Origin of the sequence: Lacimicrobium alkaliphilum (assembly GCF_001466725.1) — a bacterium.
GTDB classification, from domain to species: domain Bacteria; phylum Pseudomonadota; class Gammaproteobacteria; order Enterobacterales; family Alteromonadaceae; genus Lacimicrobium; species Lacimicrobium alkaliphilum_B.
On record NZ_CP013650.1, the window covers coordinates 4286107 to 4310251 of the forward strand.

General features: G+C 49.9%; 30 protein-coding genes. 14 read left to right on the top strand and 16 right to left on the bottom strand.

Annotated elements, in window-relative coordinates; all coding sequences use genetic code 11:
- Positions 1–51: 51 nt before the first annotated feature.
- The gene (locus AT746_RS19165; protein ID WP_197414298.1) at positions 52–363 is read right to left on the bottom strand and encodes a helix-turn-helix domain-containing protein; all 312 of its coding nucleotides are present in this window, start codon (positions 361–363) and stop codon (positions 52–54) included.
- Positions 364–806: 443 nt separating this feature from the next.
- Between AT746_RS19165 and AT746_RS19170 the strand changes: the two genes are divergently transcribed.
- Positions 807–1202, top strand: a complete 396-nt coding sequence (locus tag AT746_RS19170; protein WP_231730981.1) for an NUDIX domain-containing protein — start codon at positions 807–809, stop codon at positions 1200–1202.
- A gap of 65 nt (positions 1203–1267) precedes the next feature.
- Positions 1268–1912, top strand: a complete 645-nt coding sequence (locus AT746_RS19175; RefSeq protein WP_062483670.1) for a methyltransferase domain-containing protein — start codon at positions 1268–1270, stop codon at positions 1910–1912.
- 42 nt (positions 1913–1954) lie between these two features.
- On the opposite strand, the gene AT746_RS19180 is transcribed toward AT746_RS19175, so the two are convergent.
- Positions 1955–2413, bottom strand: coding sequence for a hypothetical protein (locus AT746_RS19180; protein ID WP_231730982.1), 459 nt, complete (start codon positions 2411–2413; stop codon positions 1955–1957).
- A 206-nt stretch (positions 2414–2619) separates the two neighbouring features.
- Here AT746_RS19180 and AT746_RS19185 point away from each other — a divergent pair, with 206 nt between their 5' ends.
- Entirely contained in the window at positions 2620–3504 is an 885-nt protein-coding gene (locus AT746_RS19185) for a sensor domain-containing diguanylate cyclase (RefSeq protein WP_062483674.1), read from the top strand.
- A 16-nt stretch (positions 3505–3520) separates the two neighbouring features.
- Here the strand turns inward: AT746_RS19185 and AT746_RS19190 are convergent, their stop codons facing one another.
- The 3 genes from AT746_RS19190 to AT746_RS19200 are packed head-to-tail and all read right to left on the bottom strand — an operon-like array spanning position 3521 to position 5198.
- Positions 3521–3940, bottom strand: coding sequence for a nuclear transport factor 2 family protein (locus AT746_RS19190; RefSeq protein WP_062483676.1), 420 nt, complete (start codon positions 3938–3940; stop codon positions 3521–3523).
- Positions 3941–3983: 43 nt separating this feature from the next.
- Entirely contained in the window at positions 3984–4280 is a 297-nt protein-coding gene (locus AT746_RS19195) for a hypothetical protein (protein WP_062483678.1), read from the bottom strand.
- A 54-nt stretch (positions 4281–4334) separates the two neighbouring features.
- The gene (locus AT746_RS19200) at positions 4335–5198 is read right to left on the bottom strand and encodes a YicC/YloC family endoribonuclease (protein WP_062483680.1); all 864 of its coding nucleotides are present in this window, start codon (positions 5196–5198) and stop codon (positions 4335–4337) included.
- Between the two features lie 171 nt (positions 5199–5369).
- On the opposite strand from AT746_RS19200, the gene rph reads away from it, so the two are divergent.
- Genes rph through tusA form a run of 3 tightly spaced genes read left to right on the top strand, consistent with a single transcriptional unit; the run spans position 5370 to position 6970 of the window.
- A complete protein-coding gene (rph, locus tag AT746_RS19205) occupies positions 5370–6083 on the top strand; it encodes a ribonuclease PH (RefSeq protein WP_062483682.1) in 714 nt (237 codons plus the stop codon).
- 10 nt (positions 6084–6093) lie between these two features.
- Positions 6094–6735, top strand: a complete 642-nt coding sequence (pyrE, locus tag AT746_RS19210) for an orotate phosphoribosyltransferase (protein ID WP_062483684.1) — start codon at positions 6094–6096, stop codon at positions 6733–6735.
- The gene (tusA, locus tag AT746_RS19215) at positions 6725–6970 is read left to right on the top strand and encodes a sulfurtransferase TusA (RefSeq protein WP_062483685.1); all 246 of its coding nucleotides are present in this window, start codon (positions 6725–6727) and stop codon (positions 6968–6970) included. The genes pyrE and tusA overlap by 11 nt, the downstream gene beginning before the upstream one ends.
- On the opposite strand, the gene AT746_RS19220 is transcribed toward tusA, so the two are convergent.
- The 5 genes from AT746_RS19220 to AT746_RS19240 form a co-directional block, all read right to left on the bottom strand.
- The gene (locus AT746_RS19220) at positions 6967–7173 is read right to left on the bottom strand and encodes a hypothetical protein (RefSeq protein ID WP_062483686.1); all 207 of its coding nucleotides are present in this window, start codon (positions 7171–7173) and stop codon (positions 6967–6969) included. The two genes, tusA and AT746_RS19220, sit on opposite strands and share 4 nt — an antisense overlap.
- A gap of 11 nt (positions 7174–7184) precedes the next feature.
- Positions 7185–7640, bottom strand: a complete 456-nt coding sequence (locus AT746_RS19225) for a hypothetical protein (protein WP_062483688.1) — start codon at positions 7638–7640, stop codon at positions 7185–7187.
- A 167-nt stretch (positions 7641–7807) separates the two neighbouring features.
- Positions 7808–8275, bottom strand: a complete 468-nt coding sequence (locus AT746_RS19230; protein ID WP_062483689.1) for a Dps family protein — start codon at positions 8273–8275, stop codon at positions 7808–7810.
- Between the two features lie 140 nt (positions 8276–8415).
- Positions 8416–9456 (bottom strand): hypothetical protein, encoded by a 1041-nt coding sequence (locus tag AT746_RS19235; protein ID WP_062483691.1) that lies wholly within the window; start codon positions 9454–9456, stop codon positions 8416–8418.
- Positions 9457–9591: 135 nt separating this feature from the next.
- On the bottom strand, positions 9592–10878 hold the full coding sequence (locus AT746_RS19240) for a metal-dependent hydrolase family protein (RefSeq protein ID WP_062483693.1): 1287 nt from the start codon (positions 10876–10878) through the stop codon (positions 9592–9594).
- Between the two features lie 130 nt (positions 10879–11008).
- On the opposite strand from AT746_RS19240, the gene hemN reads away from it, so the two are divergent.
- Both hemN and AT746_RS19250 read left to right on the top strand, forming a co-directional pair.
- Positions 11009–12364 carry an oxygen-independent coproporphyrinogen III oxidase gene (gene hemN, locus AT746_RS19245; protein ID WP_062483695.1) on the top strand — a complete coding sequence of 452 codons (1356 nt, stop codon included), beginning with the start codon at positions 11009–11011 and terminating at the stop codon, positions 12362–12364.
- 180 nt (positions 12365–12544) lie between these two features.
- The gene (locus AT746_RS19250) at positions 12545–14089 is read left to right on the top strand and encodes a methyl-accepting chemotaxis protein (protein ID WP_062483697.1); all 1545 of its coding nucleotides are present in this window, start codon (positions 12545–12547) and stop codon (positions 14087–14089) included.
- A gap of 11 nt (positions 14090–14100) precedes the next feature.
- Here the strand turns inward: AT746_RS19250 and AT746_RS19255 are convergent, their stop codons facing one another.
- On the bottom strand, positions 14101–14637 hold the full coding sequence (locus AT746_RS19255; RefSeq protein WP_062483699.1) for a DUF1285 domain-containing protein: 537 nt from the start codon (positions 14635–14637) through the stop codon (positions 14101–14103).
- Entirely contained in the window at positions 14634–15473 is an 840-nt protein-coding gene (locus AT746_RS19260; RefSeq protein WP_062483701.1) for a DUF3014 domain-containing protein, read from the bottom strand. Before AT746_RS19260 ends, AT746_RS19255 begins: the two co-directional genes overlap by 4 nt.
- Positions 15474–15697: 224 nt before the next feature.
- On the opposite strand from AT746_RS19260, the gene AT746_RS19265 reads away from it, so the two are divergent.
- The 3 genes from AT746_RS19265 (at position 15698) to AT746_RS19275 (ending at position 18553) form a co-directional block, all read left to right on the top strand.
- Positions 15698–16009, top strand: coding sequence for a DUF6482 family protein (locus AT746_RS19265; protein WP_062483703.1), 312 nt, complete (start codon positions 15698–15700; stop codon positions 16007–16009).
- 112 nt (positions 16010–16121) lie between these two features.
- Positions 16122–17219 (top strand): glutamate 5-kinase, encoded by a 1098-nt coding sequence (proB, locus tag AT746_RS19270; RefSeq protein WP_062483705.1) that lies wholly within the window; start codon positions 16122–16124, stop codon positions 17217–17219.
- A gap of 83 nt (positions 17220–17302) precedes the next feature.
- Complete coding sequence (locus AT746_RS19275; RefSeq protein ID WP_062483707.1) at positions 17303–18553, top strand: glutamate-5-semialdehyde dehydrogenase; 1251 nt, start codon at positions 17303–17305, stop codon at positions 18551–18553.
- Positions 18554–18603: 50 nt separating this feature from the next.
- On the opposite strand, the gene AT746_RS19280 is transcribed toward AT746_RS19275, so the two are convergent.
- Positions 18604–18861 carry a hypothetical protein gene (locus AT746_RS19280; protein WP_062483709.1) on the bottom strand — a complete coding sequence of 86 codons (258 nt, stop codon included), beginning with the start codon at positions 18859–18861 and terminating at the stop codon, positions 18604–18606.
- A 142-nt stretch (positions 18862–19003) separates the two neighbouring features.
- Here AT746_RS19280 and can point away from each other — a divergent pair, with 142 nt between their 5' ends.
- Entirely contained in the window at positions 19004–19615 is a 612-nt protein-coding gene (gene can, locus AT746_RS19285) for a carbonate dehydratase (RefSeq protein WP_062483711.1), read from the top strand.
- The gene (locus AT746_RS19290) at positions 19615–20442 is read left to right on the top strand and encodes an MOSC domain-containing protein (RefSeq protein WP_062483713.1); all 828 of its coding nucleotides are present in this window, start codon (positions 19615–19617) and stop codon (positions 20440–20442) included. Before can ends, AT746_RS19290 begins: the two co-directional genes overlap by 1 nt.
- A gap of 209 nt (positions 20443–20651) precedes the next feature.
- Here the strand turns inward: AT746_RS19290 and AT746_RS19295 are convergent, their stop codons facing one another.
- From AT746_RS19295 to ilvC, 3 genes are all read right to left on the bottom strand, one after another.
- On the bottom strand, positions 20652–20966 hold the full coding sequence (locus AT746_RS19295) for a hypothetical protein (protein WP_062483715.1): 315 nt from the start codon (positions 20964–20966) through the stop codon (positions 20652–20654).
- On the bottom strand, positions 20966–21205 hold the full coding sequence (locus AT746_RS19300; protein ID WP_062484425.1) for an addiction module protein: 240 nt from the start codon (positions 21203–21205) through the stop codon (positions 20966–20968). Before AT746_RS19300 ends, AT746_RS19295 begins: the two co-directional genes overlap by 1 nt.
- Before the next feature lie 436 nt (positions 21206–21641).
- On the bottom strand, positions 21642–23126 hold the full coding sequence (gene ilvC / locus AT746_RS19305; protein ID WP_062483717.1) for a ketol-acid reductoisomerase: 1485 nt from the start codon (positions 23124–23126) through the stop codon (positions 21642–21644).
- A gap of 156 nt (positions 23127–23282) precedes the next feature.
- On the opposite strand from ilvC, the gene ilvY reads away from it, so the two are divergent.
- Entirely contained in the window at positions 23283–24140 is an 858-nt protein-coding gene (gene ilvY, locus AT746_RS19310; RefSeq protein WP_062483719.1) for an HTH-type transcriptional activator IlvY, read from the top strand.
- Positions 24141–24145: the final 5 nt, after the last annotated feature.

Here is a 24145-nt window from a genome sequence, read left to right on the forward strand (position 1 = left end):
AGAATTTTTAACCAACAGATAGAATGTCGAAGTAAGCGCTCACTTTTTTAGTTAGTGTTTACTTTTTTTAATGTTTGCGTATACTCCTAACAACGGACTGGCTGAAATTAAACCCGTCTTGAGACCAAAGGGTGCGAAGACAGCATTAAGGTTATGTGCAGTGGGATGGCTTTTATCCTGCTCCAGATCACAAAGAGATCGGCGGCTGATACCCACTAATTTAGCGTAATCAAATTGTGTCATTTCGAGCAAATCTTTGCGCATTATTCTTAGCATCTGACCCAGTGTCAGTTCATCTTTGTAGTAGCTGTTGAGCAGTTCAGTGATGAGTTCGTAGTCTTCTTGATGGGCATAAATTTTCACAATATTTCTTTCCAGCATGACTCAGTAGATGACAAAACCAGACCTGAAATCGGGTTGATTGATCCGGATTCCGGTTCCCCATTCTAGCACTCAATGTGCAAATATTTACACCTAAATCAGTACTAATTCGTTGCCACATTTTGTTGATAACTTGTACCTGTGTCAGGGCCGTTGTCGGTGAGACTCTCCGCAAAATTGTTCAAAATAGTACTATAACTCATTGATTATAAAGGTTGGTGCATTTAATTTCTCATTATGCGTTAGCCACCATCGGGCGTGGCGTGCCAGCTGATAAGCTTTACAATGCGCGCTGACTTTTTCAGCATTAAGACGTATGCAACTGATTGAGTATCTGATTCATAAATCGATACAGCAACCCTCGGACAGTGGTCAACGCATTCTTAGTCGCAAGGCAGCAAGAGGCATCATTATCAGAGGTGACAATGATATTGCTTCTGTATACACAGCGGTATGATGATTTTAGTTTTGCCGGTGACGGTTTAGATGAGGGTGTAGATCCACAACGAGCGCTGGTGCGAGAATTGTCAGAAGAAACGGGTGCAAAAAGTGTGAATATTATTGCACCCTTTTGCAAGGTCACAGAATACCTTCCAACCTGGAAAAAGGTCTGGGATTTAATGTTTCAGACCACTTACTGGTATAAGTGTCATATTGCCGAAGTCTTAGACCAGACAAATCCGGAGCATTATAAGATAGCTAATGGTATGTCGGCCGAATGGGTTAATATCAAAGAAGTGATTCGTCATAATCAGAGTATTATAACTCGTCAGCCACCGACCATGGGCCTGACAATTGAGCGCGAAACGCTGGTACTGTAAAGAGTTGCTCTGGTGGGTGACATTGATCATTGCACTATTGCCTGAAACGGGATAAATAACAAATCATGAATGGCGAGCAGGATACCCAGACCAGTGGTTTGCATGAGCAGAGGCTGGATAAGGTTTTTACCCTGGTCAAAACTACCGGTACCACCAGGGTCCTGGACTTAGGCTGTGGCTCGGGTTCCTTTTTATGGCGTTTGATGCAGGACAGCCAGTTCACCGATGTTGTAGGGCTGGAGCAATCCGGAGAATCTTTGCGCCAGGCCAGAACCAAGCTTTCCCCTTATCTGAATACTTCCGTCACTGCTGAGAAGCCACTTTCCCCAAAACTGAAACTTATTTGTGGCTCATATACCGAGTCGAATCCTGAACTGGCTGGTTTTCCGGTAGCAGTGATGATTGAAACCATAGAGCACATTCCGCCCGGTCAGCTCTCAGTGGTGGAACATCAGGTATTCTTCGGGCTAAGCCCCGGGCAGTTGATTCTGACCACGCCTAACAGTGAATATAACTGCCTTTACGGCCTGCAACCCGGAGAGTATCGCGATCCGGACCACAAGTTTGAGTGGGACAGAGCGAAGTTCAGAAAGTGGGCCAGAGGAGTGGCCAGCAGAAACCAATATCAGGTCAGATTCCTGGGTATTGGTGAAACACACCCGGAACTTGGGCCACCCTCACAGCTTGCCTGGTTTGAGAAGGTAGTCTGATAAACTGGTCTCCAGCCCGGTTTTCTATCCAATTATTGGTTTTTATATCACTTTTGGCGCTTCGATCAGGCCTTTTGGTTTATCCGCCAGAAACAGCAGGAACATCAGACCTGTGATGATAAATAACGCCGCGCCAGAAAGCAGGAAACTGTCAAAGTAGATAGGCTGGTTAAATGAAAACTCACCGGCTGAAATTCTAGCCCAACCGCGAAAGTGTTGGGTGCCAGCAACCACCAGACCGAGGATGCCCAACGTTGTGCCCACATAGCGGGCGATCCAGTGCAATGGAGCGGGAAAGAACAGCAATATCCCCAGAATGCCTATGACAGTGCGTTGCGTGCGGCAAAAGGGACAGATGTATGTCCAGTCCATAAGTTCCACCGCCCATGCCGCAGTAGCAATGAAAATAGCTGTTGCCGCCACCCAGCGTACATTTTGTATATAGGTTTCAATATCTAACAATTTGTAGAGCATCCCGTGCTTTCCATTTTTATTTTTCATCAGATTAATCCAACGACAGATCTCGAAACAGTGTTTTTGTCTCGTTTTAAGCACACCTAACCGCAATCCTCATTGCCTTGTGCAAACAGTATTTCAGCCTTTTCAGTTGCGGACTTTGCCGGAAGATTTACCTAGCTACTTGATAGATGGATTAAGGCTGATACATAGGATACAGTTGCAGGATGTGAACCGGTTTATTCTGCCCTATGTCCGTTGACCTGCAGTCGATCAATTCCAAGCTGATTCATCTGATACTGGATACGGTGTTCGTGGTCGATGCAGACAATCAGATCCGGTTTGTCAGTGATGCCTGTGAATCATTACTGGGTTACTGCGCCGATGAACTGATCGGTACCCCCATCACAGACTATATGCATCCGGAGGACCTGGCGATCACACAGTCTTCCATTGCCCGGGTTATGAGTGGCCAGCCCCATCTGGACTTCCGTAACCGATATATCCGCAAAGATGGTGGCATCGTTTACATCCTGTGGTCTGCCCGCTGGTCGGAGGAAGATAAGGTAAGAATAGGTGTTGCGCGGGATGTGACCGCTCTTACACAGGCTGAAGAGGAGCTGCGATACCTCGCCCATCATGATCCGCTGACAAAGCTGACCAACAGATCGCTGTTTTATGATCGACTGGAGTCAGGGCTGAGTGCCGCCCATCGTCACAAGACGTTTCTTGCACTGCTTTTTCTGGATATAGATGATTTTAAGCGTATTAACGATATGCATGGGCACCAGGTGGGAGATGCTGTGCTATGCAAAGTGGCAGCGCGGTTGCTGACCTGCGTCCGGGAAACGGATACTGTGGCCAGGATGGGCGGCGATGAATTTATTGTTCTTCTGACAGACATCCAGTCAGAGGATGCCGTTTCGATGAAAGTGGAGGAGATACTCAATGTTATGGCTGAGCCGTTGAGTGCCGACTTCAACGGGCTCAATATGCCCTCTTCTAGTATCGGTGTAGCCATTTATCCTGCTGACGGGGAAGATGCCGTATCACTTCTGAGCAATGCAGACAGCGCTATGTACCGCTTAAAAAGGCGCCGCTCGGCCACAAACCAGACATTGGTCTGCGACAGCTAAAGCCGTAGCTAATCATTTATTCTGCCGGGAAGTAATAGACCCTCCGGATGAGGTTGTCAGCAAACTCGTAAACGGCCAGACTCTGTTGCGCATGACGCTCACCATTTTGCCGCCAGCTTGCTTCTTCTATGGTACTGACCCGGCTTCCGAGGACACTTGTCTCCAGTAGCTTACTCTGACAAGTTGAGCAGGATTCAAAATACCCACGCATAGCTTTTACAAGCGCGGCTTTTCCGCTGCTTTCGACGGCTATTGCGTCACCATTTATCGACAGCCACTGAACATCGTCGGTCACGTATTGTGACATCAACTTACTGTCGTGGTTATTGAAGGCCTCAACGAACTCTTTAATCCGTTCCGGGTACCCGGCGTCCGCCTGGCCAGGTGTCGATATCAGAACGCAAAGCAGCATCAGACCGCGGAATACGTGGCGCATAAAAACCCCTGGTTCATTGTTCGTTTACGGCTGCAACTATTTATCATTGCAAAGTATGTTCCCGGCAGGCCTCAATTTGCTTGGCAGGCAAGCGTTCCCCGACCACAGCCTCAAGCGCAGACTGCACTTCTGGGATCAACGCCTGAAACTCAGCCAGCATTGCGCTCTCGCTGATACTTTGGTTAAACACCAGTGTCACCTTCAGGCTTTGTGGAAAACGCTGATAATTCACCGTATGGGTCAGCCAGATAAAGCCAGAATAATCGGCCTTTGCCCCTTCACACACCTGAGTAAGCTGCCGAATAATTCTGCCTTCAATTTGCTTGTGCGATTTTCTCAAAAAAGCCTTTTGTCTCGTCTGTATCTCACCCACGCCAGAGGCGCGAATCAGGGGTTACTCAATATTCTGGATCTGCTCACGCATCTGCTCGATAAGCACCTTCAGCTCTACTGCGGACTGCGTGATATCGGCGTTGATGGATTTGGAGGCCAGCGTGTTCGACTCACGGTTAAATTCCTGCATCATAAAGTCCAGCCGTCTGCCTATAGCACCGCCCTTATTAAGGATCTTACGGGTTTCGCTGACATGGGAGTCGAGGCGATCCAGTTCTTCGGCCACATCCATACGCTGCGCCAGCATAATCATTTCCTGCTCCAGGCGACCGGGTTCCAGCTCTACTTTGGCTTCGGCAAAACGGTTGCTGATGCGCTCTTTTTGCCAGTCCATTACTGCGGGCATCTGTTTACGAACGCTGGCGGTCTGCTCTTCTATGGCGTCAATACGCTGTTCTATCATGGCTTTCAGGTTGTTGCCTTCTGCCGCCCTGGCATCGAGGAAATCCTGCAGGCACTGATCAAAGGCGCTGAGAATCTCAGCCTGAATCTTGTCCATGTCGGCTTCTTCAGAGGAGATTACGCCAGGCCATTTGAGCACATCAAAAGGGTTGATGCCGCTTGACTGTCCATGTGACTGAACCCAGTCGGCCGCGTCAATCAGTTGTTTGGCCAGCGCTTCATTGAGCGTCACTTTTCCTACCGCACCATCATCGGCCTGATACCGTAAAGTGCATTCCACCTTACCCCGTTGCAACGCCTTGCGGAACCGCTCCCTCAGCAGGGGCTCGAGACTGCGAAACTGTTCGGGCAGGCGAAAGTAGGTTTCCAGATAGCGCTGGTTAACCGAACGAATCTCCCATATGGCATTGCCCCATGAGGCTTTGTGTTCAATTCGGGCGAAGGCCGTCATGCTGTGAATCATTGGCAAATTCCTTGTTGGCTTTGGCCGCCAGTATAACCTATTGACAACAGAGTGACAGATACTGGCTAATCAGAACGCTTCCTGTTTTTGACATGCTGTTGCGAAACTGACACTTAAGGGTTACTTGGGTATAATGCCCGCCAATTCGACCTCAATATCAAGGATTCCAGTATGCGTCCAAGTGGCAGAACCGCTAGTCAGATTCGCCCAGTAACTATTACCCGCCAGTTCACCCAGCATGCGGAAGGATCCGTACTGATTGAATTTGGTAATACCAAAGTTATTTGTACCGCTACCGTGGAAGAAGGTGTGCCACGTTTTATGAAGGGTCAGGGAAAGGGCTGGGTAACAGCAGAATACAGCATGCTGCCCCGTTCGACTCACACCCGCAGCCAACGCGAGGCGGCACGCGGTAAACAAGGTGGCCGTACGCTGGAAATTCAGCGACTGATCGCCAGAGCATTGCGCGGAGCGGTGGATCTGAAGCTGCTTGGTGAGAACACGGTGATCATCGATTGTGATGTGATCCAGGCCGATGGCGGTACCCGCACTGCATCTATAACCGGTGGCTGTGTGGCACTGATGGATGCCCTGACCTGGATGCGTAGCAAAGGCCTGATTAAGGCTAACCCGATGAAATATATGATTGCTGCAATTTCTGTCGGCATCTACAAGGGCACGCCCATTGCTGATCTGGAGTATCTGGAAGACTCGGCTGCGGAAACCGACATGAACGTGGTAATGGCGGATTCGGGCCAGTTGATTGAAGTTCAGGGTACTGCCGAAGAGGCGCCCTTTAGCTTCGATGAATTACAGGAGATGATGGAGTTGTCGAAACACGCCCTGCGTGAGCTGTTTGATATTCAGCGCGCCGCCTTAAACTGAGGTTGTAACCATGCAGGACTATCAGCACGCTTTTATCGAATTTGCCCTTGAAAGAAAGGTACTTAGATTCGGTCAGTTTACCCTCAAATCAGGTCGCACCAGCCCCTACTTTTTTAATGCCGGGTTGTTTAATACCGGTATGGATCTGGCGCGTCTGGGGCAGTTTTACGCCGCGGCATTGCAAGACTCAGGTATCGATTACGATCTGCTGTTTGGCCCTGCCTACAAAGGTATTCCTATTGCTACCACCACTGCAGTGGCGCTGGCAGACAAATATGGTATCGACAAGCCCTATTGCTTTAACCGTAAAGAAGCCAAAACCCATGGTGAAGGTGGCAATCTGGTGGGCAGCCCTCTCAAGGGCAAAGTCATGCTGGTGGATGATGTGATCACTGCCGGTACTGCTATCAGGGAGTCGATGCAGATTATTCAGGAAAATGGCGCCAGTCTCGCCGGCGTGCTGATCGCCCTGGATCGTCAGGAGAAAGGTAAAGGCGAGCTTTCAGCCATTCAGGAAGTGGAGCAGGATTTCTCAACCAAAGTGATCTCCATTGTCAGCCTGTCAGATTTGATTCAGTACCTTGAACAACGGTCTGACATGCAAGATCATCTGGCGGCCATTTCTGCCTACCGTGATCAGTATGGCATCTGATTTCGACCAGGCCGATCATCAACTGGATACCCTGGGCCTGCGTTGCCCGGAACCAGTGATGATGGTGCGGTTGCAGATCCGTAATATGCAGGATGGTGAGACCTTGCTGGTGGTGGCGGATGATCCCGCCACTACCCGTGACATCCCCGGTTTCTGCCGTTTTATGGAGCACCGGCTGTTACATAGTGATACGAATTCAGTGCCTTATCGTTATCTTATTCAAAAAGGGCTCTAGGCTGAGTTTGCCACACAACCTAATATCAACCGCTTGAGTCTACAGGCACTGTTCTGATCCCGGCAATGCAGGTCTTCTGCGTGCAGCTGATGGCGGCTCAACAGCCTCAGCAGCGTATCCTGATGAATACTCAGATTCAGAAAGGCTTCCTGCTCTGCACCATGATCCGTCGTCTGCTGCCTGGCTGCAGTCCTGGAATTCATACCTTATCTCCTTAGTGTCTGGTGGCATTGACTGGTAATGCTGAGGGAGTAGCTGAACCTTTGTCCTGCCAGAAAGCCCGCATCCGCTCGCTGATCAAAGCAATACATTTAAACAGAGTTTTTAACCTGGTATTGTCTTCTGCCATCAATTCTTTATTCAGCCGCTGATAACATAAGTGCAGAATATGCAGAGATCTGTCATTGTTGTTCAGTTCATCCAGAGTACTGCTGAGTAAGATGGCCGCGGAGGTAAAACTGATAATAGGGTACAAGGTGTGTGGATTCCTGTTCAGAAGAATCTCTGCGGCCTCAAAGGCACCACCGGCATAAACCACTGCTTGAGACCAGGCCTGGTACTTACGATGGTGTTGGGTGGCGCCAAGACACTGGTAGAAGTGGGATCGTGCGAACTCCGGATGATTGTTCAGCCAGTATCGGTGGAAAGGACAAAGAAAACGGGTTTGCATATCAGGCTCCTTGAAATGCATTATTCACCGCTTCAAGTTTACCCAGATGATAATGATTATCAATAACAAATGTAAATTAAATTGGATTCCCCCGTTTTGGCCAATAAAAAGCCGACCCAGAGGTCGGCTTTGTTTTATCCGGCAAATTTTATCGATTCACCTTAATGTTACTGCATGGCTCTTAGCATCCAGGCTGTTTTTTCATGGATGCGCATGCGATCTGAAACCAGTGCTGCGGTGGACTCATCATCGGCTTTCTGTGCCAGCTTAAGCACCTCACGACAGGTTTTAACCACCTGTTCATGACTCTTGGTGAGGATCTCTACCATGGCTCCGGCTCCGGGAACATCTTCTACTTCTTCGATTGAGCTCAGCTTGGCAAATGCCTTGTAAGTACCAGGAGCGATAACACCCAGCGTACGTATACGTTCAGCAAGATCGTCTACCGCCTCTGCCAGTTCAATGTAATGTTCTTCGAACATCAGATGCAGTTCACGAAACTGCGGTCCGGTCACGTTCCAGTGAAAATTATGAGTTTGCAGGTACAGGGTGTAGGAATCCGCCAGCAGACGTTTCAGCCCCTCGGCAATATCCTGTCTGTCCTGTGTTGTGATACCAATATCTATCTTACTCATTTAAGTCTCCTTTTTTGCGGGACATCTGAATCCAGTATCTCAACCTTCTGCCTGTATGGCTAATAAATCATAGCAATAGACTTAATCGCTTTTTTAAATCGGCCAGCCGGAATTTGGGCTAAAACCTAATTAAGTCAGACTCACAACCTTCTCAGATTGGAGATAAATATCGACTCACCGGGCACCGACATACGGGGTAATGCCTGTTTTACAAAATCCAGCGCAAACCGGGAAGGAAAAGTCGTAGTAAACTTAACGATCTTATCTTCCTGCACAAAAAAGAAATAAGAGGCATAAAAAGGTTCCAGGCCATCCTTTTCTATTTTGGCATCCAGATAATAACCGCTGAATTCTTTATCCATCATGTTCCAGCTAAGCACAATATCTTCGGTCATATGCAGGGGGGGCAGATTCAGATCGGTGGCGAAGTCTGTAAGATTGTCCCGCAGCTTTTCTGTTTCTTCCTCCAATATGGCTTCGGTATTGCCTATATCACTGGTAGGAATGGGATAAACTGAGACTTCAATTTTATCGTTGCTGTAGGACGGATCCCGGTAGGTTAAGGTAGAGCCTTCCAGAGGATCGTTATAAATACGTCTCTCACTCAAAGAGAAATTGGAAACCTGCTGAGGTGCCTTGAGATCATCTTCATAATCTTCAGACTTCAGATTCTGGGCCAGAAAACCTGGGCTAAAGGCTTTTTGTTTCAGGGCATCCTGTAAAAACTGACTGACCAGCTCTCCGGCAAAGGCCGCATCATTGCGCTCACCCGAACGGGAGATTTTGTATTCATACTTCTTCAGAGGCAGACCACGCCAGGTAAGGGTAAAACGAGCCTGCATCTTGTTGCGGTTTTCCCGGTAACTAAGGCTGGTAATCAGCAGTTCGTAGTCTGCGCCAGCTTGTTCAGAAATAACCACAGGAAACAGAGCGGTCTGCTGCAGGCTTTGCTGGAATAATTTCACATCAAGTGCATTTACAGCGCAGTTCTGGTGAGCGGGTTTGCGCTCACAGACTTTTTGCATATCCGGTGCCGTTGACTGCAAAAAGACACCCAACGCTGGCAGTTCCTTTTCGTTGGCAATCGGCGGCATCTGTGTCTGCTCAGAGGTCGAGCTACAGGCTGCCGTCAGCAACGCCAGCAAAGGCACGAGATATTTTATAGGGGAAAATGATTTCATCCTTGAGCCTCGGGTGATAAATCGGTGATGAAGTTTAGACTAACCTGTTGAACAAATATACTACAGATAAGCGCCTCGCGTAATAATAAGCGTTATTCCATTAACGCTTATTTAGCGCTCAGAGGGTACAAAGGATCAATTCAGTTTAATAACCTGGCCGTCTTTCATAACAAAACTGATATGAGTCATCAGGTTAATATCCTCAAGGGGATCACCTTCCACTGCGACCAGATCGGCAAGCTTACCCTTTTCTACTGTACCCAGGTTGTCCTGGGCACCGAGCAGTCTGGCGGCATGATAGGTGGCTGCGCGGATCGCTTCGATAGCAGGCATGCCGGCTTCTGTCATGAGCCTGAACTCCTGGCCGTTATCCCCATGGGCAGACACACCGGAATCGGTGCCAAAAGCAATGTTCACCCCCGCCTTGTAAGCACGAGCAAAGGTTTCTTTAATCAGCGGACCAATAGCGGCAGCCTTGGGACGAACCAGATCCGGAAAGAATCCGTCAATTTTTGCTTTTTCAGCAACCCAGGCACCGGCTAAAACGGTTGGCACATAATAGGTTCCATGTTTTTTCATCAGTGCGAAGACCTCATCATCCATATAGGTACCGTGTTCAATGGAATCCACACCGGCCTTTATCGCACGAATCATGCCTTCCTTACCATGAGCATGCACTGCGACTTTCATCTCATAATCTTTGGCAGTATTTACGATGGCTTGCAGCTCATCGGTCATAAACTGCGGGTTTTGCCCGCTTTTGGCGACACTCAGTACACCGCCGGTGGCGGTGATTTTAATCAGATCCGCACCGTCTTTATATCGCTGTCTTACGGCCTTTCTGGCGTCGGCAACGCCATTGACTACGCCTTCCTGAGGACCGGGATCACCCATCAACACTTTGGCTCTGCCGTTCGTGGGGTCGGCATGGCCTCCTGTAGTGGCAATGGATTTGGCGGCAGTATAAATACGGGGGCCCTGCACCAGCCCTTTCTCGATAGCCTTTCTAAGCGCAACAGATTCATTGTAACTGTCGCCGAGATTGCGGATGGTGGTAAATCCGGCCTGCAGGGTTTTACCGGCAAAATGTACTGCCTTAAAGCTGTAATCCGCTTCATTGAGCGTAAAGCGCTCCATATAGGCGCCGGGGCCCTGTTGTGAGCTGATATGGGTATGCATATCAATAAGGCCCGGCATCAGTGTACTGTCTGAGAGGTCTATCAGTCGATCATCTTCTCCGGCTCTGGTAAAACCTTTTTGAATATCAGTAATGCGGTTTTCGTCGACAATGACGGTGACCTTTTCCATCACCTTATTGTCAGTGGCGGTGATCAGTTTGCCAGCGTGAATATAGGTAGCGGCCTGGATGCCGAGACTGGTCGACAGCAATGCTGCGCCAAGAATAAGAGGAGTGTTTTTCATATTGTTTTTCTCATTGTCTGTTTTGTGGTTCCCGCCTCACATTAGGCCAGTTGTTGTGCCAGATCAAAGTCCGTTGTCGCAGTAATAGGTAGAATCAGGGCATTTCAACAGTTCAGAGGGTGATGTACCGATGCCAGCAGTTAAGGGGCAGCTTTTAGACAAATATAATCTGAGTGGCCCCCGATATACCTCCTACCCAACGGCGTTACAGTTGGGAGAGTTTGAGCCGGCCCTGCTGGTACAAAAATGCCACGATTCTGAAGCCGGGGCCTTGTCTCTGTATCTGCACGTTCCTTTTTGTCATTCCCTTTGTTACTACTGTGGCTGCAATAAGATCATTACCCGCCAGACGCATAAGGCCGAGGCCTATCTGGGTTATCTGATGCGTGAAATCAGTGAACGCAGTCAGATGTTTACTGCCAAAGCCGTAACCCAAATACACTTTGGTGGTGGTACACCCACTTATCTCAGTGACGAGCAGTTCACAAGGCTGATGGCGCATATCAGACAGGCGTTCAGGGTTAAGGACGATGCCGAAATCAGCGTGGAAATTGATCCGCGGCAAATGGCGTTGCACAGAGTACCGCACCTTTACCAACTGGGATTTAACCGTCTTAGTATTGGTGTGCAGGATTTTAACCAACAGGTGCAACAAGCGGTCAATCGGGTACAGGATGAGTCGCATATTTATGCGTTGGTGAAACGAGCCAGGGAGGTGGGCTTTGCATCTGTGAGCCTGGATCTTATCTATGGATTACCTCACCAGACACCGCAGAGCTTTGCCGAAACAGTGGACAAAGTTCTTCAGATACGCCCAGACAGGCTCTCAGTGTTCAATTATGCCCATATGCCCGATAAGTTTGCCGCCCAGCGTCGCATCGATGAAAATGCGCTGCCGGACAGCGCTGCGCGCACGGCTATATTTGCTAAGGCCAGCGCCATGTTATGCGCGCAGGGTTATCTTTGTATTGGTATGGATCACTTTGCCCTGCAGGATGATGAACTGGCTAAAGCACAGCGGGATGGCTGTTTGCACCGGAATTTTCAGGGGTATACCACTCAGGGAGAGTGTGACTTGCTGGGCCTGGGTGTTTCTGCCATCAGCCAGATAAATGGTCTGATCGTACAAAACGAGAAAGATCTCAAGAGTTATTACCGGGCCATGGACAATGCCGGACAGGCGACGGCAAAGGGCTATGTACTCAGTGATGACGACAAGTTAAGAGCGGAAGTCATCAAGCAATTGATTTGTCATTTCCGGTTGTCGTTCGCGAGCATTGAGCAAACTTTTAATATTCGTTTCGACCAGTACTTTAATCCAGAACTCCAGCGTCTGAAACAGATGGTCACAGATGGCTTACTGGTCATGTCCGACAAAGGCATAAAAGTTACAGAGACTGGTCGTGGTCTGATTCGGGCTATCTGTATGCAGTTTGATCGTTACCTTCCGCTGTCGCGACAGCAGGCTTTCTCGCGGATTATATAGGCAGTGCACCCATCCTGGTCTGGTATTCCATCCACATTGCTCTTCATTCAGCAACTTCTATGACAGCGAACCTGGAATAGCTGTCAATAGTCGCACATCCGTTGTTAACTCAATGGCTTAGCGTAAATTTTTGCTATGCTATGGGGCTGAGTTGATAACTTACCGTAGCAGAAGGCCCCTATGCGTCGTAACCAGTCCGTGATTAACGAAGAAGTACAATTTTCAGACCAGGAAGAGTTGGTCTCTACCACTGATTTGCGTGGCATTGTTACCTATGCCAACGATGCCTTTTGCAGGGTCGCCGGGTATGACAGGGACGAACTGTTGGGCAAGAATCATAATCTGGTACGTCATCCGGATATGCCTAAGCAGGCCTTTAAGGATCTTTGGGATAAGCTTAATCAGGGCCAGGCCTGGCGGGGTATGGTTAAAAACCGTTGTAAGGATGGGCGGTACTATTGGGTTGATGCTTACGTGACTCCGGTTTACCAGAATAATGACAAGGTTGGCTATCAGTCGGTACGGGTCAAGCCGCAAAGGGATATGGTGCAACGGGCTGAGCAGGCCTATCAGGCTATTAACAGCGGCAAGTTTAAGGCCGGCGAATTTGCAGTAAATCAGAAATACCTGCTATCCGCTGTCGTAACCTTACTATCATCAGCATTGATCTTCTGGTTTGGCGGGCTGTGGAGTGGTTTGCTGAGTCTGGCGCTGGTGGCTGCGCTGAGCGGGATATTCTGGCCAGAGATTATCAAATTTCCGGTGCAGGCTGAGACACTCAGACTGAAATACGACAGTATCAGCCGGTTTGTCTACAGTGGTAAGGGCAGCCCCGGTGTGTTTGATTTCCATCTGGGCCTCGGCAAGGCGAGGTTGCGCACAGTGCTCGGTCGTATGCAGGACGCTTCAGGCAGCCTGGTGGGTGTGGCAACACAAACCAGCCACTCTGCCCATACTACTGCCGAGGGTATAGAACAGCAGAAATTCGAGGTGCAGCAGATTGCTACGGCTATTACGCAAATGGCGGCCACCAGTCAGGAAATCGCCAGAAATACCGTAGAGACCTCCGGCAAAGTCAGAAATGCCAACGATCTCTGTGCCGGAGCCAAAGACAGTGTACTCAAGAGCAAGGGTAAAGTGTCCAGTCTGGCGGAGGTTGTAGATCGGGCCGCCAGTTCTGCTAACCAGTTGGTTGAAGAAGCAGACAAGGTGGCTAATGTAATGGGCGAAATTGAAGCCATTGCCGATCAGACTAACCTGTTGGCACTCAATGCTGCCATTGAGGCGGCGCGGGCCGGTGAGAGTGGCCGCGGCTTCTCAGTGGTGGCTGATGAGGTGCGGGCCCTGTCTACCCGAACTCAGACCTCTACCGCAAATATTCATACCAGTTTGCAGAATATGCGCAATACTTTGCAGCAGTGGGTTGGCAGCATGGAGCAAAGCAGAGAGCAGGCCATGGAGTGTGTGAGTGATGCTACAGATTCTGCCGCCGCCATGGAAGAGATCTATCAGGTTATGGCTGAAATCTCAGATTATTCAGCACAGATTGCAACGGCGTCGGAGCAGCAGGAAAAAGTCTGTGAGGAAGTCAGCCGCAATATCGGCAATATCACCCAGGTTGCCGATGACAATACACAGGTGGCACAGGGAATGGAACAAAGCTCAGAGGAGCTGCGCGCCAATATCGATAAGATTGCAGCGATGATAAAAACTTTTGGTGATTAGGTCGTGTCGCTCTAGAGCAGGCCGAGGCTAAACTGATAATTACCACTTTGCAGCATCAGATGAGTTTCTCCTTGCTGTTGCTGCGGTTTTCCCTGGTCCACCAACTGGTAAAAAAGGTTTTGATGCAAGCGGCCATAGAGGTTTCTTCTGACCAGAGCATAGGGCAACAGATCACCACTCACCCTGTCCTTTTGCAGGAGCACGGGATGCTCTTCACTGACAATAAAGCTATCACCAGTATTTGAAGTGAATACTAACTTACCCTCCTGGCTCTTCCAGTTGGTGATAATAAAAGGTACATCTTCTACTCTGATGGCGACTTTCTCCACCGGCGTGACGAGGAAATAGTCATCCTGCTCTTTTTTCAGTACCCCGGCAAACAGCCGGACCAGCGGCTGCCGGCCTATGGGCGATCCCATATAGTGCCAGCTGCCGTCGTGCTTAATGGTGAGATCTATCTCTCCGCAATAGGGCGGGTCCCATTTCTCCACCGGCGGCAACTTATCCTGTTGTGCCGCCAGTTGAGTCTGTAGTTGTTCGAGTTTCATCGCTCGTTAAGCACGTCCCGAAACTCTCTGAGTTTGGCTTTGATCAGGCGCATATTTTCAGGCCCGGTACGCAGCAGTTGCTTCTGTGGCGCAGAGAGTGACTCTAAACGTTCATCCTTATACTTATACATCACGCTTTCCGTTGTTACCTCTACGGGCATCGGTACTTCGGGAGTATCCAGCAGATGATCAATGGCATCGGTCAGAACATTGTCAAAATCTTCAGAGCTGTCGCCGATCTCGGCAAAAATTTCTCTGATGGCAGGTTTATAGTCCTCATAGATGGCGATCATCTGTTCTGTGTCCATCTTCTCCATGGCTTCCACATAGGGTGTATAACGCTTGTAGCTGGCGGCATCGATCCATTCCTTGCCGGCTTGACGATAGACCCTGAATTCCTGTACCGGCGGTTTCAATACCTGGTGATTGGGGGCCAGCTTCTGGTCGGCAAGGTTGGCACTGAAAACCACAAAGCGGCGCAACAGATCTTCATCCACAATCAGTCTGGCCATGGCCTCATAGACGCCGGTTTCGGCAATGGCTGTTTTGATCGCAGCATCGCTGATATCCAGTGGCTCAGGCTCCGGCTCTGGCTCAGGTTGCGGTTCTGGCATGGGGTCAGGCTCCTGAGGCATCGGCTCAGGCTCAGGTTCGGGTTCCGGCTCTGGTTCAAAAGCGGGCTCGGGCTGTTGCTCCTGCACGGGAGTCACTGGCTCTGGTTCTGGTGTTTCATCCTCCGGCCAGAGAAACAGCGCAACCAGCAGAATGATTACCAGCCCTGCGATAGCGAAATGGGGAAGCAGGGATTTCTTTTCTTGAGTCTCATGTTCTGTCATAACAACTCGCCTTTTCAGCTGGATGTATATACCTAAGGGATCTCAAAGCGTCAGTTTTTTTGAGCTTACCTGTGTATAGAGTCTATCAGTTAAGACTGATAATGCACCTTGTGTGTTGGATAATCCAGTGACTGATAGTAGTAATTTGTATCAACGACCGCTGTCATATTGAACCGGTTACCAGATTGAAAAGTATAAAAAAACCGTAACGCAAAGGGGGTAATATGAACTTTCAGCTGGAGTCTTTACTCAGGAATAAACCGGTCATTGAATATGTCGGGGTGTTATCCTTTGAAATGAGTGTCTATCTGGTGCAAATTTCGGTCGATGGTCAGCGGGGGCTGGTCTATGCTAATGACAGCAAACCGAAGAAATTTTCCAGTCTGGGTCAGATTCGGGATCTGTTCACAGATTTTAAGGTCGGTCAGGCTGAGTTGGTTCATCAGTCCGCTTATGGCGAGATGATTGGCTCTGATGAAGAGTCTGACAACACCATGAGGTTGCCGATTCGATTGGGGGCAGATTGTTCACTGTAAAGTCGGAAGTTTACAGTTTTTTATGGCTGAGCGATTAGCTTATAACCAAACGGCCTTGTTTATCACTTTTATAAGAGTATCCTAATATAAGGATTTGACTTCTGGAGGATAAATGTCTGAATTTAGCTGGCAGCGGGCCGTAATTAAAGTAGGTAGTGCACTGATATCACCAGATGGACATCAGTGCAGTGCCAAGTACTTGCTGGCCATCGCCAGGTTCATCACCGAAAGCCGCGAGCAGGGTAAACAGGTTATTATTGTGTCTTCAGGCAGTGTGGCTGCCGGTCGCAGTGTTATTGCCCATAAGACCCACCCCTCTATTGCAGAGAAGCAGGCCATGGCCGCGGTGGGGCAAATGCAGATGATGGAGAACTGGTCTCGCTTTTTTGACTTTCCCTGTGCTCAGGTACTGCTGACCTATGATGATTTCCATGACAGATCCCGTTATGTGAATATCAAAAATACAGTTAGAGAACTGCTGAACAATAATGTCTTGCCTATCGTTAACGAAAACGACACCACATCTGTAGATGTACTTAAAGTTGGCGACAATGACAACCTGGCGGCTTATGCCGCTATGGTGGCTGAAGCGGACACGCTGATTATCTGTTCAGACATTGACGGCCTGTACGATGCTGATCCAAGGATTAATCCACAGGCCAAGTTGATCCCGGTGGTCAACAATATCGACGGCTCTATCTATGAGCTGGCTGGTGGCCCTGGCAGTAAAGTCGGCACCGGCGGTATGCGCACTAAAATTGAAGCCGCTGACAAGTGCGCCGAAAGCGGCATCCAGACCCTGATTGTCAATGGCAGTAAGGGTGAAGTGTTTGACGCCCTGCTGGATAGCCGCATCCCTGGTACCCGTTTTGTACCGGCCAAAACGCCGGATACGGCGAAAGAGCAATGGCTCAAACATACGCTAATTGCGACCGGTCGTATCGAAGTGGATCAGGGCGCGAAAAAGGCGCTTATACAGACCGGGGCATCCCTGTTACCCGTTGGTATTACCGGAGTGGAAGGTGACTTTACTGCGGGTGATGCGGTGGAAATCTGTCACAACAATGTTCCCTTTGCCAAAGGTGTGGCGCTATACAGTGCTGCAGATTTGAACGCCATCAAAGGGCTATACAGTGAAGATTTCGAAAATGTCATTGGTTATTCCTCTGGCGAAGCGGCCGTTCACCGGGATGATTTGGCGCTACTCTGAGCCTGTTCATCTTCCTGTACTAAATTTATTTTATCAGCCTGCCGGTATTTCCGGGCGGGCTGTTTTCCGACAAAGGAGAAAATATGACTTTTTCGATTAAGCAGATGGCACAAAAAGCAAGAATCGCTTCACGCCAGTTAGCCAAGCTCACATCGGTGAAAAAGAATGCGGTATTGCACAGCATTGCCGATAACCTCGAGTCCATGACTGACAGCATCCTGGCAGCGAATAAAAAAGATGTCGAAGCGGGCCGTCAGGCAGACCTGGCTGAATCCATGCTCGACAGGCTGACGCTGAGTAAGCAAGCCATAGCTAATATCGCCGATGCCGTGCGTCAGATTGCCGCTCAGGATGATCCTGTGGGCAGTATCCGTGATATCCGTCGTCAGCCCAGTGGTATTGAAGTAGGTAAAATGCGCATCCCTCTGGGCGTGATAGCGATGATTTATGAATCCCGTCCGAATGTGACTATTGATGCGGCGGCCCTGTGTTTTAAAGCCGGTAATGCGGTAGTACTGCGTGGCGGTAAAGAAGCACTGCATTCCAACCTCGCCCTGGCTGAATGCATTAAGGCTGCGTTGCAGGCTCACAACGTCGATCCCAACGTCGTGGTGGTGGTGCCGGATCCCGATCGTGCAATCATGAATGAGCTGATGACACTCAATGAAGAGATTGACCTGATTATTCCCCGTGGCGGTGAAGGCCTGATTCGATTCGTGTCTGAAAACAGCCGTATACCGGTGATTCAGCATTATAAAGGCGTGTGCCATCTTTATGTGGATAATGCTGCAGACGAAGCCAAGGCGTTGGGTCTGTTGCAAAACGGTAAGACCCAGCGTACCGGGGTGTGTAATGCTCTTGAGACGTTACTGGTGCATAAAGACATCGCCCCGAGCTTTCTGCCGATGGCTGCAGCTATGCTGGCCGAACACAAGGTCACAGTGCATGCCTGTGCGCAGAGCATAGACTATTTCGAAGGCGCTGAGCCGGCCACCGATGAAGACTGGGATACAGAGTATCTGGCTCTGGAGATTGCCGTGCGGGTGGTAGACAGCTTCGACGCTGCCGTTGAGCATTTAGAGCAATACAGTTCAGGCCATACTGAAGTGATTGCGACCCAGGATTATTCCCGTGCCCAGCAGTTTATCCGCAGCGTTAACTCTGCAGTGGTGATGGCGAATGCCTCATCACGTTTCTCAGATGGCGGTGAACTGGGTCTGGGTGCTGAGATTGGTATCTCCACCAGTAAGCTCCATGCATACGGTCCTATGGGGGCCGAATCCCTTACCACTGAGAAATTTATTGTGCTGGGCGACGGCCATATTCGACAGTAAACCGCTATTTATTATTTGTAAGGGCTCCGATTCGCAGGGGCCCTTTTTGTTTATTCTTTCAGTTTTTTGAATTCCTGCTCCAGTTGCCAGGTCGGATCCGTTACCAGCTTCTCCAGTACCGCAATGCGTTCCTCCAGGCGTTGAATTTGTTGGTCTTTGTCCCGGCCTTCAGAGGCTGTGTCAGACCTGAAGGGATCCTGTGTCTCGCCGTTACACCAGGCGATTAGTCGCCACTGATATTTGTTGTCCAGCCAGTAAAAGCCTGTAATAAGCGCCGGGATCAGGAAAACTACCGCTATCGTTGCCATGTTTTATTCTCTCTTTGCAAAGGTTATTGCTATCAGTCGTAACCCCAGCAAATTCATTACACTTTTTTGCCTGTATGGTCTGCTTTGATATCGGCACAAAAGTCTCTAGAATCCGTTACATAATCCAGAACCGAGATGATCCATGCCTGTAATCAAAGAATTGTTTGAAAAAAACCGCCAGTGGGCCGAGCGTACTGTCGAGTCTGAGCCGGATTTTTTTAAGAAACTGTCCGAGCAGCAAACTCCGGAATATCTGTGGATAGGTTGCGCCGATAGCAGAGTGCCGGCAAATCAGTTGCTGGACTTGTTGCCGGGCGATATTTTTGTGCATCGCAATGTGGCTAATCTGGTGATCCATACGGATCTGAATTGTCTGTCGGTACTCCAATACGCGGTGGAAGTGCTCAAGGTGAAGCATGTGATTGTCTGCGGCCATTATGGTTGTGGCGGTGTTGAGGCGGCGCTGGCAAACAGGCAACTGGGGCTGATCGACAACTGGCTGGCCCACATTCAGGATATTGCTACCTATCATTGGCAGGACCTCGAGCCTCTGTCCCAGGAAGAGCGGGTACAGAAACTTTGTGAACTGAATGTGCTGGAGCAGGCGCGCAATATAAAACGGACTTCTATCGTCCGTGATGCCCTGGCAAAAGGCCAGGACCTGCGCATTCACAGCTGGATATACAGCCTGCGCAATGGACGGCTGACTGATGTGGAAGCCAAGTACCGCGATGCTGAGCAGCAGCAACGCTGATGTCTGCAAAAGTCTCCCGCCTGACCATATACCCGATTAAATCTACCCGGGGACTGGATATTTCACGCTCAGCGGTGAGCAGTGAAGGCATGGCCTTTGACCGGCGCTTTATGCTGGCTGATGAGAAGGGTCGTATGCTGACCGGAAGGGCGCTGCCAAAACTGGTGCAGGTAAAAGCCACGCCGCTAAACCATGGGCTGTTGGTAACCCACCCGGATATGCCGTCCCTTGAGCTGTATTATGAGGCGTTTTCCGGTGAGGGTATTGAGACTCATGTCTGGAAGGATAAATTCCAGGCTCTGGCGAGCCATCCTCAGGCCAATCGCTGGTTTACCACCCTGCTGGGGCGAAGCAGTCAGTTACTCTATGCTGGCACTGAGTCACCCCGGTTCAGCCAAAGCGCCGGCACCAAAGTGGGCTTCGCCGATGCCTTCCCTTTACTGATTATTTCACAGGCTTCATTAGAAGCCCTCAATGCCCGTTGTGAGGACATTCACAGTATGGCCCAGTTCCGCCCCAACCTGGTAGTAAGTCACTGTGAGGCATTCGCAGAAGACTCCTGGGCGCGGATCCGTATCGGCGAGGTGGAATTGCGTATGGACGGCCCCTGTAGCCGCTGTATTTTTACTACCCGCGATCCCAAAAGCGGCGAGTTTATCGGCCGCCAGGAGCCATTGAATACTCTGTCTCTGTTTCGTAAAGATCAGGTTGGCAAAATTAACTTCGGCATGAATACCACAGTGGTTAAAGGTGGTGTGCTGGAGCTGGGTGCTGAAATCGAAGTGCTGGAGAAACGAACCGCAGAAACTTATGCAGATCGGGGTTAGCGCTAACCTGAGCCCCGTAGGTCGGGCTTCAGCCCGACAACTCACGGTATAATTGCCTTTCAAACCCCATAGTGTGCAAAGCCGGGTGATCTCGCAACGGCGCAGAGACGCAGAGGTTTCAGGGTGTTCTTTTGTTGCCGTCTTCGTGCTCTTCGCGTCCTTCGTGATTGAAGGCTTTCAGACCAAGAAGCGCCCGAAAAGAGCTGCTGTTAGGGGTTAATACGTTGGCGCCAGTAACCAGGTTTTCTTGAATGATGAGCAACTGCAATAACAATTACCTCTTCGGCACTCTCGGCAACCACGATGTCATATGGAAACCGTTTGAGTATCAGTCGTTTCACGCCCTTGTCGCCAGATTTACCCGGCATTGGAGAAAGGGAGAGAATATCTTCTTCTATCAGGTCTACAGCTATTTCTACAGCACCAGCAAATTCTGCTCCAAGCCCATCACGCTCCCTGTTATACCAGTTGGCCGCTGCTATCGCTTCATCGGCGGCCTCCTGGAGTATCCTTACTTTTCTCATTACTGATCCTTGTATCGCGACCTCATTTGCTGCCTGAACTCCTCGCGGTCGAGCAGTTTAGCCTGACCTGAATCAATCAGAGAAATCCGGTGTAAAATTTCGCGGTCCCATGCCTCCTTAACACCGCTTTCTCCAGGCTCATCCAGGCTCGCTATAAGGTCATGCGCCAGCTCTGCACGTTCTGCTTCGGTGAGTTCAAGTACTTCGGTGCGTATCCTTGCTAATACTTCAGTAGCCATAACGGCTCCAATATTCAATGATATAAACATTCTAGCTTCAGAAAGAGCCCCTAACAAGGTGGCCGTTCGGACTCAAACTGTGCTGCGCTTCGTTTGCGTCGCACAGCTTTCGGGTTATGTTCACTGTAATATCAGCCTTTCAAACCCCATAATGTGCAAAGCTGGGTGATCTCGCAGAGGCGCAGAGGTTTCAGGCTGTTCTTCTGTTACCGTCTTCGTGCTCTTCGTGGTTAAAGGCTTTCAGACCACGAAGGACGCGAAGAGCATGAAGAAAGCGGCTGTTAGCCGGATACATAGAAGCCAGGAGATTAAGAACGGTATTTTTGGTGTCATTGTCGGAATAAATTCTGAAAAAAAGCCCGGCCAAACTGGCCGGGCAACAACAGGTGCCAGGGCACCTAACGACAGAAAATGGGAGAAATTTTCTGCGACTTGCTTAACTCTTTTCCACTATGGCTTTCATGTCTTTCATGTAACCACGCAGTGTATCTCCGATTTGCTCGACAGGGTGCTGGCGAATGGCAGCGTTTACCTGCACCAGGGTCTTGTTGTCGACACTGTGGGAATCCAGATTCAGGCCTTTACCAATCAGATCCGTGCCCACTTTTGGCATAAACTGCTCTGCCAGTAGCGGCATGGCCGCGTTAGCAAAAAGATAGTTACCGTATTCTGCAGTATCTGAAATCACCACATTCATTTCGTACAAACGCTTACGGGCAATGGTGTTGGCAATCAGCGGTGTCTCGTGCAGTGATTCGTAATAAGCCGATTCCGGTAACATTCCCGACTCCACCATCACATCAAAGGCCAGTTCAACACCGGCTTTGATCATGGCTACCAGCAAAATACCCTTGTCAAAAAATTCCTGCTCATCAATCTTGCCATCGTATTCAGGTGCCTGCTCAAAGGCGCTTTGGCGGGTTTGTTCACGCCATTTCAGCAAGTTGGCATCGCCATCCGCCCAGTCCTGCATCATGGTGCGGGAGAACTCGCCGCTGAGTATGTCGTCCTGATGCTTTTCAAACAGCGGCCGCAACATCGACTTAAGCTCCTCAGACAGAGCATGAGCCTTAAGCTTGGCGGGATTCGACAGCCTGTCCATCATATTGGTGACACCGCCGATCTTCAGTGCCTCAGTAACAGCCTGTAAACCATACTGTATCAGTGCGCTGGCATAGGCTTTGTCGATTCCATCGGCGACCATTTTATCAAAGGCCAGCAGGGCTGCAGTTTGCTGCATACCACAGAGAATGGTTTGCTCGCCCATCAGGTCGGATTTAACTTCCGCCACAAAAGATGACTCCAGTACCCCGGCTCTGTCGCCACCTGTGGCCGAAGCCAGGGCTTTGGCGATTTCCAGGCCCTGTCCCTGAGGATCATTTTCGGGGTGCACTGCAATCAGTGTGGGCACACCAAAACCGCGTTTATATTCTTCACGCACCTCGGTGCCGGGGCATTTAGGCGCACACATCACCACGGTGATATCGTCGCGAATCTGCTGGCCTTCTTCAACGATATTAAAGCCGTGAGAGTAAGACAGTGTTGCGCCCTTTTTCATCAGCGGCATGACGGCTTCTATCACATTGGCATGCTGTTTATCCGGTGTCAGGTTGTAAACCAGATCTGCCTCGGGGATCAGCTGCTGATAGGTACCCACGGTAAAATCGTTACTGCTGGCACGTTCATAAGACTCACGCTTCTCATCGATAGCGCTTTGGCGCAGGGCATAGGACACATTCAGTCCGGAATCGCGCATATTCAGACCCTGGTTCAGGCCCTGTGCGCCGCAACCGATGATGACAATCTTTTTGCCTTTAAGGAGATCACAACCGGACTGAAATTCTTCCCGGTTCATAAAACGACAGCGACCAAGCTGGTCCAGCTGCTCTCTGAGTTTCAGAGAATTAAAATAATTAGCCATTTGTTGCTCCAAATATCCAGGCTCAGCGCCAGGATGGAAAACCTTCTTCTTACAAGCCAGTGACGTACTTGTATGTTGGCGCTGATGATAGACTAGCCAGTCTGTTGAATAAAATGATATATATGCAATACAGTGTTGCATTAAATGAAATAAACTATGGATATCCGTTCTCTTCAGTTGTTTCAGCACCTGGCCGCCAGTCTGCATTTCGGTAAGACTGCCGAGGCCATGTTTGTTTCCCCGTCCACCCTCAGTCGCGCCATCCAGAGACTCGAACAGGAATGTGGCACCAGCCTGTTTGTGCGTGATAATCGTAATGTGCGGCTTACCGCAGCCGGGATTAAGTTACTGGATTTCAGCAGCCGTACGCTGCAGGACTGGCAGGAAGTGAAAACGGAGATTCAGCGCCAGAGTCAGGCCGTGCAGGGGGAGCTCTCCCTGTTTTGCTCTGTAACCGCCAGCTACAGCCATTTGCCAGCCTTGTTAGAGCGGTTTCGCCATCGCTATCCGCAGGTGGAGATTAAGCTGACTACCGGCGACCCGGCAATGTCCGTGGAGAATGTGCGGGCTAAAAAAATGGATCTTGCTATCGCCGTGGAATCACCTGAATTTGCTGATGAGCTGAGCTTTCAGCATCTGGATACTCTGCCGCTTGTGCTGATCTGTCCCTCATATCTGCGCCTTACCCAGTTACAGCAGATTGACTGGCGACAGGTGGCCATGGTGTTACCGGAGTCAGGACCTTCGCGGCGCATTGTTTACCATTGGCTGGCCGAGCGCGGGATCCGGCCCAATGTGTATGCGTCGGTGGCCGGTAACGAGGCCATCGTCAGCATGGTTGCCCTGGGTTGCGGTGTGGGAATTGTGCCGCGTCCGGTGGTTGAACAGTCGGTACTGGCTAACCAGATTACGATCATTTCGTTACCGGATATCGAGTCATTCAAACTCGGAATCTGCTGCCTGAAAGAACGGGCGACAGAACCCCTTATTCAGGCACTGATGGCGCAGATATAACATTG

Bases quoted from the DNA above. Each gene is read 5' to 3' on its own strand.
- AT746_RS19170 (WP_231730981.1), top strand. From the start codon at position 807: ATGATATTGCTTCTGTATACACAGCGGTATGATGATTTTAGTTTTGCC.
- AT746_RS19175 (WP_062483670.1), top strand. From the start codon at position 1,268: ATGAATGGCGAGCAGGATACCCAGACCAGTGGTTTGCATGAGCAGAGG.
- AT746_RS19180 (WP_231730982.1), bottom strand. From the start codon at position 2,413: ATGAAAAATAAAAATGGAAAGCACGGGATGCTCTACAAATTGTTAGAT.
- AT746_RS19185 (WP_062483674.1), top strand. From the start codon at position 2,620: ATGTCCGTTGACCTGCAGTCGATCAATTCCAAGCTGATTCATCTGATA.
- AT746_RS19190 (WP_062483676.1), bottom strand. From the start codon at position 3,940: ATGCGCCACGTATTCCGCGGTCTGATGCTGCTTTGCGTTCTGATATCG.
- AT746_RS19200 (WP_062483680.1), bottom strand. From the start codon at position 5,198: ATGATTCACAGCATGACGGCCTTCGCCCGAATTGAACACAAAGCCTCA.
- rph (WP_062483682.1), top strand. From the start codon at position 5,370: ATGCGTCCAAGTGGCAGAACCGCTAGTCAGATTCGCCCAGTAACTATT.
- pyrE (WP_062483684.1), top strand. From the start codon at position 6,094: ATGCAGGACTATCAGCACGCTTTTATCGAATTTGCCCTTGAAAGAAAG.
- tusA (WP_062483685.1), top strand. From the start codon at position 6,725: ATGGCATCTGATTTCGACCAGGCCGATCATCAACTGGATACCCTGGGC.
- AT746_RS19220 (WP_062483686.1), bottom strand. From the start codon at position 7,173: ATGAATTCCAGGACTGCAGCCAGGCAGCAGACGACGGATCATGGTGCA.
- AT746_RS19225 (WP_062483688.1), bottom strand. From the start codon at position 7,640: ATGCAAACCCGTTTTCTTTGTCCTTTCCACCGATACTGGCTGAACAAT.
- AT746_RS19230 (WP_062483689.1), bottom strand. From the start codon at position 8,275: ATGAGTAAGATAGATATTGGTATCACAACACAGGACAGACAGGATATT.
- AT746_RS19235 (WP_062483691.1), bottom strand. From the start codon at position 9,456: ATGAAATCATTTTCCCCTATAAAATATCTCGTGCCTTTGCTGGCGTTG.
- AT746_RS19240 (WP_062483693.1), bottom strand. From the start codon at position 10,878: ATGAAAAACACTCCTCTTATTCTTGGCGCAGCATTGCTGTCGACCAGT.
- hemN (WP_062483695.1), top strand. From the start codon at position 11,009: ATGCCAGCAGTTAAGGGGCAGCTTTTAGACAAATATAATCTGAGTGGC.
- AT746_RS19250 (WP_062483697.1), top strand. From the start codon at position 12,545: ATGCGTCGTAACCAGTCCGTGATTAACGAAGAAGTACAATTTTCAGAC.
- AT746_RS19255 (WP_062483699.1), bottom strand. From the start codon at position 14,637: ATGAAACTCGAACAACTACAGACTCAACTGGCGGCACAACAGGATAAG.
- AT746_RS19260 (WP_062483701.1), bottom strand. From the start codon at position 15,473: ATGACAGAACATGAGACTCAAGAAAAGAAATCCCTGCTTCCCCATTTC.
- AT746_RS19265 (WP_062483703.1), top strand. From the start codon at position 15,698: ATGAACTTTCAGCTGGAGTCTTTACTCAGGAATAAACCGGTCATTGAA.
- proB (WP_062483705.1), top strand. From the start codon at position 16,122: ATGTCTGAATTTAGCTGGCAGCGGGCCGTAATTAAAGTAGGTAGTGCA.
- AT746_RS19275 (WP_062483707.1), top strand. From the start codon at position 17,303: ATGACTTTTTCGATTAAGCAGATGGCACAAAAAGCAAGAATCGCTTCA.
- AT746_RS19280 (WP_062483709.1), bottom strand. From the start codon at position 18,861: ATGGCAACGATAGCGGTAGTTTTCCTGATCCCGGCGCTTATTACAGGC.
- can (WP_062483711.1), top strand. From the start codon at position 19,004: ATGCCTGTAATCAAAGAATTGTTTGAAAAAAACCGCCAGTGGGCCGAG.
- AT746_RS19290 (WP_062483713.1), top strand. From the start codon at position 19,615: ATGTCTGCAAAAGTCTCCCGCCTGACCATATACCCGATTAAATCTACC.
- AT746_RS19295 (WP_062483715.1), bottom strand. From the start codon at position 20,966: ATGAGAAAAGTAAGGATACTCCAGGAGGCCGCCGATGAAGCGATAGCA.
- AT746_RS19300 (WP_062484425.1), bottom strand. From the start codon at position 21,205: ATGGCTACTGAAGTATTAGCAAGGATACGCACCGAAGTACTTGAACTC.
- ilvC (WP_062483717.1), bottom strand. From the start codon at position 23,126: ATGGCTAATTATTTTAATTCTCTGAAACTCAGAGAGCAGCTGGACCAG.
- ilvY (WP_062483719.1), top strand. From the start codon at position 23,283: ATGGATATCCGTTCTCTTCAGTTGTTTCAGCACCTGGCCGCCAGTCTG.